Origin of the sequence: Corallococcus sp. AB030 (assembly GCF_003668965.1) — a bacterium.
Lineage (GTDB): Bacteria > Myxococcota > Myxococcia > Myxococcales > Myxococcaceae > Corallococcus > Corallococcus exiguus.
This window is the reverse complement of the sequence record NZ_RAWQ01000102.1, coordinates 19983-34510: the sequence shown is the minus strand read 5'-3', so window position 1 is coordinate 34510 and position 14528 is coordinate 19983. Positions and strand designations below refer to the sequence as shown.

The 14528-nt window shown below is 69.5% G+C and carries 17 protein-coding genes and 1 pseudogene; 17 read left to right on the top strand and 1 reads right to left on the bottom strand.

The window, feature by feature from the left end; all coding sequences use genetic code 11:
• The 7 genes and pseudogenes from D7Y15_RS44770 to D7Y15_RS23410 all read left to right on the top strand — a co-directional run.
• Nucleotides 1-649: pseudogene (locus D7Y15_RS44770) on the top strand (hypothetical protein); the annotation flags it as partial.
• Nucleotides 646-1125 carry a hypothetical protein gene (locus tag D7Y15_RS23435; protein WP_121753997.1) on the top strand — a complete coding sequence of 160 codons (480 nt, stop codon included), beginning with the start codon at nucleotides 646-648 and terminating at the stop codon, nucleotides 1123-1125. The pseudogene D7Y15_RS44770 and the gene D7Y15_RS23435, both read left to right, overlap by 4 nt.
• Before the next feature lie 148 nt (nucleotides 1126-1273).
• A complete protein-coding gene (locus D7Y15_RS23430; protein WP_121753996.1) occupies nucleotides 1274-1804 on the top strand; it encodes a hypothetical protein in 531 nt (176 codons plus the stop codon).
• A complete protein-coding gene (locus tag D7Y15_RS23425) occupies nucleotides 1801-1998 on the top strand; it encodes a hypothetical protein (protein ID WP_121753995.1) in 198 nt (65 codons plus the stop codon). The genes D7Y15_RS23430 and D7Y15_RS23425 overlap by 4 nt, the downstream gene beginning before the upstream one ends.
• Before the next feature lie 1207 nt (nucleotides 1999-3205).
• Nucleotides 3206-3397: a hypothetical protein gene (locus D7Y15_RS23420; protein WP_121753994.1), complete on the top strand. Its 192-nt coding sequence runs from the start codon at nucleotides 3206-3208 to the stop codon at nucleotides 3395-3397.
• Between the two features lie 291 nt (nucleotides 3398-3688).
• Complete coding sequence (locus tag D7Y15_RS23415) at nucleotides 3689-4126, top strand: hypothetical protein (RefSeq protein WP_148712852.1); 438 nt, start codon at nucleotides 3689-3691, stop codon at nucleotides 4124-4126.
• 288 nt (nucleotides 4127-4414) lie between these two features.
• Nucleotides 4415-4678 (top strand): hypothetical protein, encoded by a 264-nt coding sequence (locus D7Y15_RS23410; protein WP_148712851.1) that lies wholly within the window; start codon nucleotides 4415-4417, stop codon nucleotides 4676-4678.
• A 6-nt stretch (nucleotides 4679-4684) separates the two neighbouring features.
• Here D7Y15_RS23410 and D7Y15_RS23405 read toward each other — a convergent pair whose 3' ends face one another.
• Entirely contained in the window at nucleotides 4685-4897 is a 213-nt protein-coding gene (locus D7Y15_RS23405) for a hypothetical protein (protein ID WP_121753991.1), read from the bottom strand.
• A 108-nt stretch (nucleotides 4898-5005) separates the two neighbouring features.
• Here D7Y15_RS23405 and D7Y15_RS23400 point away from each other — a divergent pair, with 108 nt between their 5' ends.
• The 10 genes from D7Y15_RS23400 (at nucleotide 5006) to D7Y15_RS23360 (ending at nucleotide 14503) form a co-directional block, all read left to right on the top strand.
• Nucleotides 5006-5575 (top strand): terminase small subunit, encoded by a 570-nt coding sequence (locus D7Y15_RS23400; RefSeq protein WP_199745977.1) that lies wholly within the window; start codon nucleotides 5006-5008, stop codon nucleotides 5573-5575.
• Nucleotides 5572-7128 carry a hypothetical protein gene (locus D7Y15_RS23395; protein ID WP_121753990.1) on the top strand — a complete coding sequence of 519 codons (1557 nt, stop codon included), beginning with the start codon at nucleotides 5572-5574 and terminating at the stop codon, nucleotides 7126-7128. Before D7Y15_RS23400 ends, D7Y15_RS23395 begins: the two co-directional genes overlap by 4 nt.
• Complete coding sequence (locus D7Y15_RS23390; RefSeq protein ID WP_121753989.1) at nucleotides 7128-7622, top strand: Mov34/MPN/PAD-1 family protein; 495 nt, start codon at nucleotides 7128-7130, stop codon at nucleotides 7620-7622. Before D7Y15_RS23395 ends, D7Y15_RS23390 begins: the two co-directional genes overlap by 1 nt.
• Nucleotides 7619-8155 carry a hypothetical protein gene (locus tag D7Y15_RS23385; protein WP_121753988.1) on the top strand — a complete coding sequence of 179 codons (537 nt, stop codon included), beginning with the start codon at nucleotides 7619-7621 and terminating at the stop codon, nucleotides 8153-8155. Before D7Y15_RS23390 ends, D7Y15_RS23385 begins: the two co-directional genes overlap by 4 nt.
• On the top strand, nucleotides 8152-9633 hold the full coding sequence (locus D7Y15_RS23380) for a DUF4055 domain-containing protein (protein WP_121753987.1): 1482 nt from the start codon (nucleotides 8152-8154) through the stop codon (nucleotides 9631-9633). Before D7Y15_RS23385 ends, D7Y15_RS23380 begins: the two co-directional genes overlap by 4 nt.
• Nucleotides 9630-9797 (top strand): hypothetical protein, encoded by a 168-nt coding sequence (locus tag D7Y15_RS44765; RefSeq protein ID WP_158629097.1) that lies wholly within the window; start codon nucleotides 9630-9632, stop codon nucleotides 9795-9797. The genes D7Y15_RS23380 and D7Y15_RS44765 overlap by 4 nt, the downstream gene beginning before the upstream one ends.
• On the top strand, nucleotides 9794-12103 hold the full coding sequence (locus tag D7Y15_RS23375) for a phage minor head protein (protein ID WP_158629096.1): 2310 nt from the start codon (nucleotides 9794-9796) through the stop codon (nucleotides 12101-12103). Before D7Y15_RS44765 ends, D7Y15_RS23375 begins: the two co-directional genes overlap by 4 nt.
• Nucleotides 12104-12132: 29 nt before the next feature.
• Nucleotides 12133-12885: a hypothetical protein gene (locus tag D7Y15_RS23370; RefSeq protein ID WP_121753985.1), complete on the top strand. Its 753-nt coding sequence runs from the start codon at nucleotides 12133-12135 to the stop codon at nucleotides 12883-12885.
• 168 nt (nucleotides 12886-13053) lie between these two features.
• The gene (locus D7Y15_RS23365; protein WP_121753984.1) at nucleotides 13054-13971 is read left to right on the top strand and encodes a major capsid protein; all 918 of its coding nucleotides are present in this window, start codon (nucleotides 13054-13056) and stop codon (nucleotides 13969-13971) included.
• A gap of 121 nt (nucleotides 13972-14092) precedes the next feature.
• Entirely contained in the window at nucleotides 14093-14503 is a 411-nt protein-coding gene (locus D7Y15_RS23360) for a hypothetical protein (RefSeq protein ID WP_148712850.1), read from the top strand.
• Nucleotides 14504-14528 lie beyond the last annotated feature (25 nt).

Sequence of the window (14528 nt, the reverse complement as noted above, 5' to 3'; positions counted from 1 at the left end):
CATGTCCCCTGTCCCCCTGTCCCCCGCCGGCGGGGACAACACGTCCCCGGCAGTCCCTGTCCCGGTGGCCCCCGTCGTCCGCAAGTCGCGGCCGAAGTGGATGGAGGACGACGCGCCGAGCCCGGAGAAGGCGTTCTTCGTGTGGACGCAGGAGGAGCGCTGCCGCCGCTTCCCGGGGGCCATCCCCGAGGCGCCCCCGCCGGGCTGGGCCACCTGGTACGCGGACGCGCTGGCCGCCGTCGGAGGCGACGAGGGGCGCCTGCGCGCGGCCTGGCTGGCGTGGCTGGAGGACACCTGGGGGCAGGCTCGCCAACCGGTGTGTGCCGCCCGGGCCTTCATCGGCCCCGAGGTGTGGCGCCGGCACGTCCCGGGGCAGGGCGGGGCCGAGGTGGGCGCGGCGCAGCTGTCCCCTGCGGACGCCCGTCGCCGCGCGCAGCTGAGCGTCGGCCGCGGTGAGGAGCCGAGCGCCCCCTGCACCACCGGCTGCGGGGTGGCGTCCTCCCTGGTGGTGTGGGGGCACCCGCTGTGCCGGGCCTGCGCGTCGCGGCTGGAGGTCGACGTGCCGCGCCTCACGACGGACAGCGTCTCGGGCTGGGTGGCGTCCCGGGCATGTGGAGCACTCCCTGCCGCCCTGGAGGTGAGCCCGTGAGCTGCTCGTCGCTCTACACGCCACCGGATCTCCTCGCCGCGCACGCCACGTGGGGCGCCAACTGTGGCCCGGGCGCGCTCGCGGCAGTGCTCGGCGTCCCCGTCATGGGGCTTCGTCCGCACTTCCCGAAGCCGTGGACGACGCCCACGGTGATGCAGGCTGCGTTGACGGCGAAGGGCCGGCGCTTCCAGCTTCGCCAGGGCTTCCCGGCGGGCGACCTGCTGGGCCTGGCGTTCGTCCAGTTCCGCGGCACCTGGGACACCGCTCCGGAGCGTGCCCAGTATCGGCACGCGCACTGGATTGGCCTGCAGCGCACCGGCCCGGACCTCGTCGTCTACGACGTCAACGCGGGAGACGCCGGGGGCTGGGTGTCGTCGGAGGAGTGGAAGGAGTTCGTGCTCGCGCCCATCCTGGCCCAGAAGCGGGGCGCGTCAGGGCTGTGGCGTATTCGAGTCACCCTGGAGGTGATGCGGTGATTCTCCTGGCCAGCGGAAGCAGTGGGCTGACGCTGAATCACCTGCCGGCGCTGCGCGCTCGTGTTCGGCAGGTGGTGTGCGCCCGAGGAGACTGGCGCCGGGAGGCGAACGCGCCGAGCGCGTGCTTGCCGTCCGCGGAGGTCCGTCCATGAGCAACTGCATTCGCTTCGAGGTGCCGGTGGAGACCGTCAACACCTCCAACCGGCGCGAGCACCACATGCAGCGCCACCGCCGCGCGAAGGGGCAGCGCGACGCCACCCACCTGCTGTGGCCGGGCTGGATCGGCCCCGCGCTGCTGGTGGTGCGCCTCACCCGCGTGTCCTCGAGGACGCTCGACAGTGGGGACAACCTCCCCATCGCCATGAAGAGCATCCGCGACGAGGTGGCGCGGCAGCTGCGCCTGGACGACGCCTCGCCCCTGGTGCGGTGGGTGTACGCCCAGGCCCAGGGCGAGCCCTCGGTGCTGGTGGAGCTCTCCTGGGGGGATGACGCCCTCGCCGCGGCTGTCCGCGCCCAGGACGCGCTGGCTCCGCCCCCGCCGCCGGTGCCGCCCGAGGCCGCCACTCCTCGCGCGTCCAGGGAGCGGAAGGCAAAGGGCCCGAAGAAGGCCCCGTCCCGGCCGCTGCGCGGGCTCGCGGCCCTCGCCACGCCGGCCGTCTACCCGGGGAAGAAGCCATGACATGCCGCAGTGGGGACCTGCGCGAGGAGGTGGGTCGCATCCGCGCCGCGCTCGCCGCCGGGTACAGCGTGGCGCACCTGGCGCGGCGCTACAGCTGCCACTGGGAGACCATCAAGGCCATCCGCGACGGGCACGTCTACAAGGACTTGCTGATGCCGGAGCCGCAGCAGGACGCGAAGAATGAGGGGCGGTAGCCGTGGCCTGCGACATGTCCGAATAGCTCCTGCTGCCGCTGAATACCCCCGCGTCCCGGCGGCGCCGGAAGGCTGAGCAGGGCGTGCCGCTGCGCAGGCCGGGTAGCGGGGACGCACGTGAAGCCCGGTGTCTCGCCGCACTCGCTCGCGCGCTGCTACTCCGGGGCCCGGAACCCGGTGCTGTCCATGCCGAGACGGGCATCCGGATGAACACGCTGCACATGATGCGGAGCCGACTTCGCCATGGGCAAGGCCAGTGCGAATGATTTCAATGTTTTGCGGAGATGCTGCGGCAGGCTTGTGCGCGTGGTTTCAGGCCTGCTTTTGGTTGTAACCCGGCATGGGTTGACGACTCAGAAAACTACGGTAGCTTGGGTTCGGTCGCGGAGGCTGCAGCCAGCCAAAAAGAAAGGGCGCCCACCGGCCAGGGTGGACGCCCGTTCTCGCGGAGGCGCTACGGCACTCCACGACTCACGGGGCAACAGTCGCGCGTCCGTGGAAGGAAATCAAGTTGGAGCATGCAGAGGAGAGCATGACAAGGCGAGGCAAGCGACGGAATGCAGTGAATTCGAAGTCAATCAACCAGAAATCGTTGGCTGAGACGCTACGGCACTCCACGACTCACATTCGTCGTGTCGAAGCGCTCTTCCGGCAGAATGGGAGAGGTGTGTCCATGGACGACCCGAACTTGAAGGCGTTGCTCTATTGGGGGCTTGGTGCGGCAGCGGTGCTGTTCAACCTCCTGTTCGGCGCCTACAAGCTCTACATGAACAAGCCCTGACGGCGACTGAAGAGGCGGGGTGGCAAGACATGCCCCGCCTACGCTCATGCGACACATTGACATGGACCGCCAGCGAAGCACGTGCTGGCGGTCGTGGTACCCGTACGCAGTGATGAGACTGTGGCCTGCTTGTGGGCCCGTCGCGCTACTTGTGGCGCAGGGGACTCGATGAGCGCCACATCATGCCCCTGTTCTTGCTGCCGCCAGCGCCCGAACTGGGCCCGGCCCATGCAAACCGGCGCCGGCATCCACCCTGACGTGCGGCGGCTGATGCTGCGTGAGGGTTGGCGATGAAGGCGCTGGAGGTGCTCCTGGATCGCGCTCAGGCATGATGGGCGCGGCGTCGTGCCAGGCAGGACCTGGTGCCGGAGCGTAATGACGTGGCCCCGGTCAGACCCTGGGAGACCGTGGACTTCCCCCCACTTCGTGGGCGTGCGTCACCGCGGCGGTGAGTGGAGCACCATCATCCTGAAGCCCTCGGGGCAGGAGATAGACGTGTCGAGCCTGGGCGGGCGGCGTGCCGTTCTCCACGGCAACGGCATCGAGTTCCTGGTCCCACCGCCGTCCTCCAGCGCGTGGTTGGTGACCCTGAACCCCGAGCTACCGGAGGGTGCATGAAGCCCCGCCTGGCGCTGTCGTGCTCTGTCTTACGGGGAGCGGATGGACGCCCGTCCGGCAACTCCGAAGTCCACGTCTGGTACGACGACGAGCGCGGCGTCACATGCTGGGTGGTTCAAGACCGGAATGGCGTCGCGGTCTCCTGCCTCCGGGATCGGGCCCCGGCGATGGACGGCCGCCGCTGATGTACGTCGCCGACGAGCACACGCGAAGTTCGTGCACAGGGCGTGTTAGGACACAGTGGGAGGGCATGGAGGAGACGTGGTTTCGCGAACGGGATTGCTCAGGTTGATGGACTCCCTCACCGGAGATGTCGTCTCAGTGGATGAGGATGCGGCGAGCCGCATCTCTATCGAGGAGTTTGGGAACTTGGACTTCAGGTCCGGGTCATCGGAGCAGATGTTGCACGTCCACCGTGCGGCACTGGAAGCCTTTCGCTCGCTGGAAGACTTCGTGTTCCATTCGTCGCGGCTGGATTTGCTCGGGATGGACCGAACCCATGCGGAAAAGTACTTCCGCGAGCTCGCGCTGGCCCCTCTCACCTTGGTCCAATGGCGAGAGTTTACGGGCGAGTACTGCTCTGGCCTAAGCGTTCCGGCTCCTGCTGTTCATGAAGTACGCGGCGCCTTCATCGAAGCCGTTAAGCTCTCGGGTGAGTGGAACAATACGTCTGCGCTTTTGGTCACGACCGAAGAACTGAAGGCGGTGTACTGGTCCACGTCTGCATGAACCTACAGTTTCTGTGTTCCTCCGTGTCGCGCAGACGCAGCCCCGGCCGCGAACGGCGCAGTTCGTGGGAACGCCTGCACCCACAGGTCAAGCTGTGCCTGCGGACCTGATCTGATTGGAGGACGTGAGCCTTGCGTGCACGTCGCCGAGGCGTGCGGCACAGTAGGGGCAGCCATGTCCTCCTGCCGCTCTCCAGACCAGTGCTCCGAAGGCGAATGCCCCCGGCCCCGAGCGCCCAGGCACCGGCGCTGCCACGGGCACCTCATGCGGCAGCGGCGCGGGCAGTCCATGTCGGAACCCCTGCGCGAGCCCTACGCCACGCCCTGGGAGCGGCTGACGGCTGCGGCCCTGGCCTACGCGGAGGCGAACGACGGGGATGAGGAGGAGTTCTCCCGCGCCCAGGACCGGCTCCGGAAGGCGGCTCAGGCCTACGCGCAGAAAGCTCCGCCCCCGGCAGCCGAGGTAGAGACGGCCCCCTGCGCCCTGCGGAAGCGGCGGGCGCCAGGGGGGCAGTTGGTACTCTGGGATGAAGAGCCCGAGCGCCAGGACTGAAGGGCGTCAGCCGAGCGGACTGGTCTCCTTGGGGCGCGGGCCGAGGTAATCGCAGTCCGAGCAGTACCAGTCGTTCTTCCCCGGGATGCGTGACGCGTAGGTGTGCGGGCAGATCCTGAGCCGCTCGGCGCGCTGGCGCAGTTCCTCCAGGCCAGAGCACCAGTGGCGCACGTCGGCGGGGCGGTGGGTACGGCAGGCGGGGCAGTAGCGCGGCGGCATGAAGTCTCCGTGGTGTGGCCGGGGAAGAGTCCTCGGTGCCTATGAAGAAGGGCCGGCCTCCCGCGCCCGCGCCGGACGTTGTCCACGCGACACCCGAGACTCGGCGGCGTGGGAAGCACGCCTCCTCGCAAGCCCAGCACTCGCCGGAGCCGGAAGAAGCCGGCGGGTGAGTCGCGCGCCCAGGCGCTGACGGCGAAGCAGGGACGTTTCGTCCAGGAGTACCTCCTCGACCTCAACGCCACCCGAGCCGCTCGGGCCGCCGGCTACTCGGAGCACACCGCCGAGTCGCAGGGCAGCCGCATGTTGAGGAATGTCAAGGTGTTGGAGGCCGTGGCGGCGGCCCAGAAGGCCCGTGCCGAGCGCGTCGAGGTGAAGGCAGACGACGTCCTGCGCGAACTGCTTCTCATCGCCCGGACGGACATCGGCGACGCCTTCAGTGCCACCGGGGCGCTGCTGCCGCTGAAGGAGATGCCGGCCCACCTGCGCCGGGCCATCTCCTCCATCGAGGTGGAGCAGCTCACCGTGGACGGAGAGGCCATCGGCACCGTGGCCAAGGTGAAGCTGTGGGACAAGCCGAAGTCGCTGGAGCTGCTGGGCAAGCACCTGCGCCTCTTCGTCGACAAGCTGGAAACCACCGTCCAGTTCAGCCACGAGGACGCGCTGGGGGAGCTGGAATGAGCGCCCGCGCCCGCCGCCGTGCGGCCGAGCCGCCCCACCAAGGGGCGCGCCGCAAGCCTCTCTCCCCGCGCGAGAAGCGGATCCGCCAGCGGCTGAAGGACGACTTCCCGCACTACGCCTCGCGGTGCCTGCGCATCCGCCCGAAGGAGGTGACGGGCGGCGAGCTGCCGGCGCTGAAGCTCAACCGCGCACAGCTGTACATCCACGAGCGGCTGGAGGCGCAGCTGAAGCGCCGGGGCTTCGTGCGCGCCATTGTCCTGAAGGGGCGGCAGCAGGGCTGCAGCACGTACGTGGAGGCCCGCTTCTATTGGCGGGTGAGCCACCTGAAGGGCGTGCGCGCCTACATCCTCACGCACGAGGACGCGGCGACGGTGAACCTCTTCGACATGGCGAAGCGGTACCACGACCACGTCCCGGCCCTGGTGAAGCCCTCGACGAGCGCCTCCAACGCGAAGGAGCTCCTCTTCGACAGGTTGTCCTCCGGCTACAAGGTGGGCACCGCGGGCGCGAAGGGGACGGGCCGCTCCTCCACCATTCAGTACTTCCACGGAAGCGAAGTGGCCTTCTGGCCCAACGCCGCGACGCACATGCGCGGCGTCATGGAGGGCGTGCCGACGGCGCCCGGCACCGAAGTCATCCTGGAGAGCACCAGCGATGGGCCCCAGGGCCTCTTCCACCACCTGTGCATGGCGGCGCTGCTGGGGGAGAACGATTTCGAGCTCATCTTCGTGCCGTGGTTCTGGCAGGAGGAGTACCGGCGCGAGGTGCAGCCGGGCTTCGAGCGCACCAGCGAGGAGGAGCGGTACGCAGCCCTCTGCCGCGAGGCGCACGGCTACGAACTGGACGACGCGCAGCTCGCCTGGCGCCGGGCGAAGATTTCCGTCTACGAGAAGGGCATCCACGACTTCCGCCGCGAGTACCCGGCGACGGTGGAGGAGGCCTTCAAGGCCGCGGCGGTGGGTGCGCTGTGGACGCAGGAGCTGCTGGACAACAGCCGCGCCGAACTCCCGAAAGACGCCGAGGGCAAGCCGTTGCCCATGGTGCGCGTGGTGGTGGCGGTGGATCCGGCCGGCGGCGACGGCCCTGACAACGACGAGGTGGGCATCGTCTGCGCCGGCAAGGCCAGCAACGGCCACGCCTACGTGTGGCTGGATGCTTCGGGGAAGTACTCCGCGGAGGGTTGGGCGGCGAAGGCGCTGGCCCTCTACGAGAAGGAGCGCGCGGACGCCGTCGTGGGCGAGAAGAACTACGGCGGCGACATGGTGGAGACGAACGTCCGCACCAAGGCGCGCGAGATGAAGAAGCACGTCACCGTGAAGGTGGTGACGGCCACGCGCGGCAAGGCAAAGCGCGCGGCGCCGGTGGCCGCCCTTTACGAGCGCGGGATGGCTCACCACGTGGTGCGCCTTCCCGCCCTGGAGGACGAGCAGACGACGTGGGTGCCGGGCGAGTCGGACTGGAGCCCCAACCGCATGGACGCGGTGGTGTGGGCGCTGACGGAGCTGATGCTCGGCGAGGGCACGGCCACCTTCCAGGTGGGGAGCTACCGGTGATGGCCTGCCCGCTGCCGATTGAGCCCGCGCCGGCCCTCTACGTTTCTGATGGCTACCGCGTACGCTTGGCGCCCGGCGTCCTGGCGAAGGCCCTGCGCCTGGCGCGGGTGCGCGCTCCGCTGGAGACGGGCGGCTTGCTGCTGGGTGCCGTGGTGGACGGCGAGGCCCACGTGCTCGCCATCACCGGCCCCGGGAGGCGCGCCGTGCGCGGCCGGGTGGGCTTCGAGGCGGACCGCCTCCGGGACAACCGCCTCCTGGGCCGGGTGTACTCGCGCCTGCGCTACCTGGGCGACTGGCACACCCACCCGGGCGGGCCCGCCAGGCTGTCGCGCACCGACGAGGCCTCCGTCCGCGAGTGCCTCAGCGCGGACAGGCCGGAGGTGCTGCACCTGCTGCTGTCCGGCCCATCCGCCATGCAGGGCCAGGTGGTGGCGAGTGTCTTCACCGCGGTGCGCGGCGAGGCGGCAATCCGCCGCATGGAGGTGGTGTCGTGACGTGCATTGCCGGAGTGGTGCACCAGGGGCGCGTGTACGTCGGTGGGGACAGCGCCGGCTCGAATAGCTGGCAGTTGGTGGTGCGGAAGGACCCGAAGGTCTTTCGCAACGGGCCCTACGTCCTCGGCTTCACCACCTCCTTCCGGATGGGACAGGTGCTGCGCCACGCCTTCCGGCCGCCGGCCCCGCCTCGTCGGAGGAGCGCCCTGGAGCGATTCATGGTGGTGGACTTCGTCGATGCCTTGCGCGCGGCGTTGAAGGACGCGGGCTTCGCGCACCAGGAGAACGGGCAGGAGCGCGGCGGCCACTTCCTGGTGGGCGTCGCCGGCCGCCTCTTCACGGTGGAGAACGACTACCAGGTAGGCGAGTCGCGGGACTCCTTCGCAGCCGTCGGCTGCGGCGCGGACGTCGCTCGCGGGGCCCTCTTCGCCACCAAGGGCATGAAGCCGGTGGATCGCGTGCGCACGGCCCTGCGCGCGGCGGAGCGCTTCAACAACGGCGTGCGGGGCCCCTTCCTCGTGGTGTCCGGATGAGCGGCGCCGCCGACGTCAGCACTCCCAGCAGCGCCTACCGAGCCATGCAGCCAGCCTGGGCCCTCGTGCTGGCCCTCCTTGGCGGCACCGGCACCATGCGCGCCGCCGGGCGCACCTACCTGCCGCAGTACCACGCGGAGGAGGAGGCGGCGTACAGGGAGCGCCTCCAGCGCGCCGTCCTCCTCAACGTCTTCGGCAAGACGGCGCGCAACCTCGCGGCGAAGCCCTTCGCCAAGCCGGTGCGCCTGGGCGAGTCCGCGCCCGAGCCGCTGCGTGCCCTGGTGGACGACGTGGACAGGCAGGGGAGCGACATCACCGCCTGGGCCCGGGGCGTCTTCCGGGACGGCCTGGCCAAGGGCCTCGCCCACATCCTCGTGGACTTCCCGGTGGTGGATCCGGAGACGGTGCGAACGCTGGAGGATGAGCAGCGCGCTGGCCTCCGCCCGTACTTCGTCCACGTCACGGCCGAGTCCCTCATCGCCGCGTACGCGGAGACGGTGGACGGGGTGGAGGTGCTCACCCACGTGCGCATCCGCGAGAGCGAGACGCGCCGGAACGGCTTCGAAGAGGTGCTGGTGGAGCGGGTGCGCGTCCTCGAGCGCGACTCCTGGGCCATCTACGAGCGTAGCGGCACCAGCGAGTGGGCCGTGGTGGCGGGCGGCCGCAGCACGCTGGGCTTCATCCCCCTCGTCACCTGGTACGCCGGGGAGCGCACCGCACTGTGCGCCGCGAAGCCGCCGCTGATGGACCTGGCGGACAAGAACGTGGAGCACTGGCAGTCCGCCAGTGACCAGCGAAACGTCCTCACCGTGGCGCGCTTCCCCATGTTGGCGGCCTCGGGGCTGGAGCAGGACCGCGGGGAAGGGGAGGGGCGAGGCTCTGGGAAGGTGACGGTGGGGCCCCACGCGCTCCTCACCACCAGCAGTCCGCAGGGGAAGTTCTACTACGTGGAGCACACCGGCGCCGCCATCACGGCTGGGCGGCAGGACCTGGAGGACCTGAAGGACGAGATGGCCATGCTGGGCGTGGAGCTCCTCGTCCGGAAGTCGGGCTCCACCACGGCCACCGAGAAGTCCATCAACACCGCCCAGGCCCATTCCGAGCTGCAGGCCATGGCGGAGTCCTTCAGCGACGCGCTGGAGCTGGCCTTCTACTTCGCGGCCCGGTGGCTGGGCCTGGAGGTGGAGGACGCGAAGCTGAAGGTGGAGGTGCACACCGACTTCGGCATCTCCGAGGCCGACGCGCAGGGACTGGACGTCCTCTTCAAGGCGCGCGCGGCCCGGGAGATTTCCCGCGAGGCCTTCCTCGCGGAGCTCAAGCGCCGCGGCGTCCTCATGGCCGACTTCGACGTGGAGGCGGACGGGGAGCGCCTGGCGAGTGAGGGGCCCGCGCTGGGCAGTCTGCGCACGGCGCCGGCAGCGGGTGGCCAGGTGCCGCCGGGACAGCAGCAGCTGCCCGCCAGCGGGAGGGTGGCATGACGTCCGCCCTGTGTGCCCGCCTCTGGCGCTTCGTGCACAACGTCGTTGCCCACCCTCTCATGGAGGTGCTCCCCGAGGCATGGGGAGACGCGCTGCACGACTGGACAGCCCGCCGGGCGTTCATCGATTTGGGCTCCGGTGCGAGCCCGGGCGGTGCCGAGTGAGCACCGCCCTCCCCACTGCCAACGAGGAGCTGCTGGAGCGCTCCGTCGCGCACGCCGTCCAGCTGGAGCGCTACAAGGCCGGTGTCGCCCGGCGTGTGGTGGCCCTCCTCAACGACACGGAAGCACGCCTCACGGAGCAGCTCGCCGCGCGTCTCCAGGCCATCGAGGACGCGGGCGGGTACGACGCCGGCCGCGAGACGACGGAGCGCATCGCCGGGCTGCTGTCCGAGGTGCGCACCCTCCGGGCCGGCGCCTACGCCGCCATCTCCAGCACGCTGCAGGAGGAGGCCGCCTCCTTCGCGGCGTACGAGGCGCGGTGGCAGGCGGCCCTGCTGGAGGAGACGCTCATCGTGGACGTCTCCATCGCCGCGCCCACGGCGGAGGTGCTGGAGGCGGCCGTCTTCTCGCGGCCCTTCAACGGCGCCGTCTTCGAAACGTGGGTGGCCGGCATGGAGCCGGCGGACCTGGCGCGCATCGAGCGCACCATCCAGGCCGGCGTGGTGGAGGGGCGGACGACGCAGCAGATTGTCCGGGATCTCGTCAGCGGGGACGGCGCGCTGGAGGGCAGTCGCGGCGGCGCGGAAGCCGTGGCGCGCACCGCCCTCAACCACGTGGCCACTCAGGCCCGCGAAGAGGTGTACCGGGCCAACGAGGACCTGGTGCGCGAGGTGCGCTGGGTGTCCACGCTGGACGGCCGCACCACGCTGCTGTGCGCCTCTCGCGACGGCCACACCTACCCGGTGCGCGAGGGCCCGCGCCCGCCAGCGCACTGGCGCTGCCTACCGGGGGACGCGCGTGTACTGGCCCGTTACCGCATCACGGGCGCCACGAAACGGTGGTTCGATGGAGATGTGGTCGTCCTCAAGACGGCCACCGGTCGTGAACTCACCTGCACCCCAAACCACCCGGTATTGACGGGGCGTGGTTGGGTCCCGGCGGAGTTCATCGAGCTCGGCTGCGAGGTAGTCTGCGACGGCGGGCGTGAGTGGGAAGCTGGGCTGGATGGCGACGGCCAGGATGTGCCAGCCCGAATTCAGGATGTAGCGGAAGCGTTCCTCGACTCGAGCGAGGTGCTCTCCGGCCCAGTGCCAGTGTCCGCCGAAGACTTCCACGGCGACGGGGGCGGCAGCCAGGTCGCAGTTGTAGGGACCAATCGCCATCTGGGGAGTGGTCGCGATGCCGCGCTCCAGAAGCATCGCGGCGAGACGCTGCTCCAGCAGGGAGGAGCGCCGGGTGCCGTTCCTCTGGTAGGTGGAGGCCATCTTCACCTTAGCCTCCATGGGCACCTTCCTGCCCCGGACTGCCGCGTGGGCGGCGGACGTGAGAGCTCGACGCTCGTCAGCGGTGGTCCGCGCCATGCGCGCCAGCTGCTGCTCACTTCGACCGCGAGTCTGGACGCCAGCGGTCCTGAGTATGCGCGCAACGACGCTGGGGCTGACCCCGTACCGGTCAGCAATGCCTCGGACTCCGATGCCACTGCGGAAGAGAGGAATGGCTTCTTCAAGCGGGATGGCTACTCGGGGCGAGGTAGCGGCCGGACGCAGCGATTCTCCCTGCTCGCAGAGGATGCGGAGCACGACCTTGGAGGAAACGCCGAGGTCGCTGGCGATGTCCGGGCTCGACTCGCCAGCCCTGTAGCGAAGGACGATGCCAGCCCCATCGAGTTGATGGCGGTTGCCGCGAATCGCGAGTCCGGCCCGCTTGATGTGTTTGGTGATGGTGCCGACGCAGACGCCGCTCTCGCGTGCGAGATCCGCCGCGGAGCGTCCGGACCGGTATTCCTGGATGAGGTAGTCCACATCGAGCGTCGTGCTTTTACAGGGCATGTCTTCAACCTGGAGACCGCGAGCGGTTTCTACTCAGCCAACGGCGTTATTACCCACAACTGCCGCAGCACCACCATCCCCGTCATCGACGGCGTGCGCCTCGTGGGCGACAGGCCCACCGTCCGGGACACGCGCGACAGGCGGAACCGGGAAATCGACTTCCGGGCCGAGGCGAAGGCGAAGGCCGGTGAGTCCTGGAAGGACATGACGGAGAAGGAGCGCGGCGCGGCGGTGAAGCGCATCCGCGAGCGCTGGGCCAAGGAGAACATCGGCTCCGCGCCCAAGGGCCTGTCCTACGAGGACTGGCTGCGCCGTCAGCCCACCACCTTCCAGGACGAGGTGCTGGGCCCCGTGCGCGGCCGCCTCTTCCGGGACGGAGGCCTCCGCCTCGGCAGCTTCACCGACGCCAGCGGCAAGACGCTCACCCTGGACGAGCTGCGAGCCGCTGAGGCCGCAGCCTTCAAGAAGGCACAGCTGTAGCGGCCCGCCGGGCCGAGAAAGGCAGACACGTGGAATTCGAGTGGCAGCAGGAGTTGGACGCGCTGGACATTGTCCCGGAGAAGTTCCGCGGGCTGTACGCGAAGGGGGAAGGGGAGGGCGCGAAGCACCTCCTCGACGCGGACCTGGTGAAGCGCATGGACACCACCAGCCTCAGCACCGCGCTGAAAAAGGAGCGCGACGCGGTGAAGGAGCTGAAGACCCAGGTGGCCGGCTACCAGAAGCTGGGGAAGACGCCCGAGGACGCGGAGAAGCAGGTGGGCGAGTTGCGCGCGCAGCTGGCCGAGGCGCAGAAGGGGAAGGAGGGCGCGGCCGCGTGGGAGAAGCAGCGCGCGGAGCTGGAGGCCGGGCACTCCAAGACGCTCACCGAGAAGGAATCCACCATCGAGCGCATGCGCACCACGTACCACCAGCGCGTCGCGCACGCGGAGGCGCTGGCCGCCATCGCTGACGCGAAGGGGAGCACGTCGCTGCTGTTGCCTTACGTCGAGCGTTATGTGAAAGTGATTGAGGAAGAAGGTGACTTCTTGGCTCGAATTGTCGACGCGAAGGGTGAGCCTCGCGTCAACAAGTCGGGCGGCTACGTGACGACGCGAGAGTTCGTCGCGGAGCTCAAGAAGAATCCGGACTTCGCTCGGGCCTTCGAAAGCTCGGGTTCCTCCGGCAGCGGGACGCCGCCGGGGGGCAAAACGGGCGGGACGCCCGGCGGTGAGAAGCTCTCCTCTACGCAGCGCATCGCGAAGGGGTTGGCCGAGTTGAAGTAGCCGTTTCAGGTGCGCGGGATGCGGCCTGAAGCAAACCGGGCGGGATGCCCGGACGCAGTCACTCTCCCTCCAAATCAGACGCGTCCACCGGGCTTTCCCCAGCCCTCGCCGTAGCGCGTCCGCCCACTCGTCTTCTTTTCCCTCTCACGCGAGGAAGAAAGCCTTTCCATGCCTTCCGTCATCCTTTCCGAGGCCGCCAAGCTGTCGAACAACGACCTGGTGGCCGGCATCATCGAGAACATCGTCACGGTGGACCGCTTCTTTGGCGTCCTCCCCTTCGAGCCCGTCGAGGGCCCCGCGGCCGTCTACAACCGGGAGAACGTCCTCGGCGACGTGCAGATGCTCGGCGTCGGCGGCACCATCTCCGCGAAGGCGGCCACCACCTTCACCCAGGTGACGAGCCCCCTGAAGCGCATTGTCGGCGACGCCGAGGTGGACAACTTCATCGAGGCCACGCACTCGGACACGACGGACCAGCTCGCCGTGCAAGTGGCCGGCAAGGCGAAGGCCGTGGGCCGGAAGTACTCCAGCCTCCTCATCAACGGGACGGGTGCCAACGACGAGTTCGTCGGCCTCCTGGGCCTCGTCAGCGCTGGCCAGACGCTGACGGCGGGCGCGAACGGCGCGCCGGTCTCCTTCGACCTGCTGGACGAGCTGCTGGACGGGGTGAAGGCGAAGGACGGCCAGGTGGACTTCATGATGATGCATGCGCGCACCATCCGGTCGCTGAAGGCGCTGCTGCGCGCCCAGCCTGGCGCCGGCATCATCGAGACGCTGACGCTGCCGAGCGGCGAGGAAGTGCTGAAGTACGAAAACGTCCCCATCTTCCGGAACGACTGGATTCCCACCAACCAGACGCAGGGCAGCAGCACGACGTCCACCAGCATCGTCGCGGGCTGCCTGGACGATGGAAGCCAGCGGGTGGGCATCGCCGGCCTGCACGCGAAGAAGGCCCTGGGCATCCAGGTGAAGAGCATCGGCGAGTCCGAGACGAAGGACGAGTCCATCACCCGCGTGAAGTTCTACTGCGGCCTGGCCGTGTACAGCGACCTCGCGCTCGCCGTGGCGAAGGGCGTCACCAACTAGCAGCGGTGGGGCATAGCCCCGGGAGGAGCGCTGCGCGCGTCCTTCCGGGCAAGCGTTCCCCGCGCAGCACTTCTCAACCTCTCGGCCGGCGTGCGCTGGCCGCATTCCCTAGGAGTACTCCGTGGCTGCTCGTGTCGTGGAAGTGGAACTGGTGGGCCCGAGGGCGGGGACGTCGTGTGTCCTCGCGGGCTTCGAATTCGTGGGCGGCGTGGCGCGGGTGCCGGCGGACGCGCAGTCCGCGCTGGACATCCTGGCGACGTACCACTCGGCGTACCCGCGCGAGTCGCGGGAGTACGAGAAGGCGCGGGACGCATGGGAGGAGCGACAGGCGTCCTCCGACGGGAAGCTGACCACGGGCAGCGACCTGCTGGAGAGCCTCAAGGCCCAACTGGCGGAGGTGGGCCGCGAGCGCGAGGAACTCGCGGCCAAGCTGGCGCGCGCGGAGGGGGCGAAGTCCGGCAGCACGCCGGCCTCCGAGGCGCCCGCCGCCGAGGCCCAGGAGAAGGCGCCCAAGGCCGCCAAGGCGAAGTAGCCCGCGCCCTCGTCCCCGCGGAGGA

Bases quoted from the DNA above. Each gene is read 5' to 3' on its own strand.
- D7Y15_RS23430 (WP_121753996.1), top strand. From the start codon at position 1,274: ATGAGCAACTGCATTCGCTTCGAGGTGCCGGTGGAGACCGTCAACACC.
- D7Y15_RS23425 (WP_121753995.1), top strand. From the start codon at position 1,801: ATGACATGCCGCAGTGGGGACCTGCGCGAGGAGGTGGGTCGCATCCGC.
- D7Y15_RS23415 (WP_148712852.1), top strand. From the start codon at position 3,689: ATGGACTCCCTCACCGGAGATGTCGTCTCAGTGGATGAGGATGCGGCG.
- D7Y15_RS23410 (WP_148712851.1), top strand. From the start codon at position 4,415: ATGTCGGAACCCCTGCGCGAGCCCTACGCCACGCCCTGGGAGCGGCTG.
- D7Y15_RS23405 (WP_121753991.1), bottom strand. From the start codon at position 4,897: ATGCCGCCGCGCTACTGCCCCGCCTGCCGTACCCACCGCCCCGCCGAC.
- D7Y15_RS23395 (WP_121753990.1), top strand. From the start codon at position 5,572: ATGAGCGCCCGCGCCCGCCGCCGTGCGGCCGAGCCGCCCCACCAAGGG.
- D7Y15_RS23390 (WP_121753989.1), top strand. From the start codon at position 7,128: ATGGCCTGCCCGCTGCCGATTGAGCCCGCGCCGGCCCTCTACGTTTCT.
- D7Y15_RS23380 (WP_121753987.1), top strand. From the start codon at position 8,152: ATGAGCGGCGCCGCCGACGTCAGCACTCCCAGCAGCGCCTACCGAGCC.
- D7Y15_RS44765 (WP_158629097.1), top strand. From the start codon at position 9,630: ATGACGTCCGCCCTGTGTGCCCGCCTCTGGCGCTTCGTGCACAACGTC.
- D7Y15_RS23365 (WP_121753984.1), top strand. From the start codon at position 13,054: ATGCCTTCCGTCATCCTTTCCGAGGCCGCCAAGCTGTCGAACAACGAC.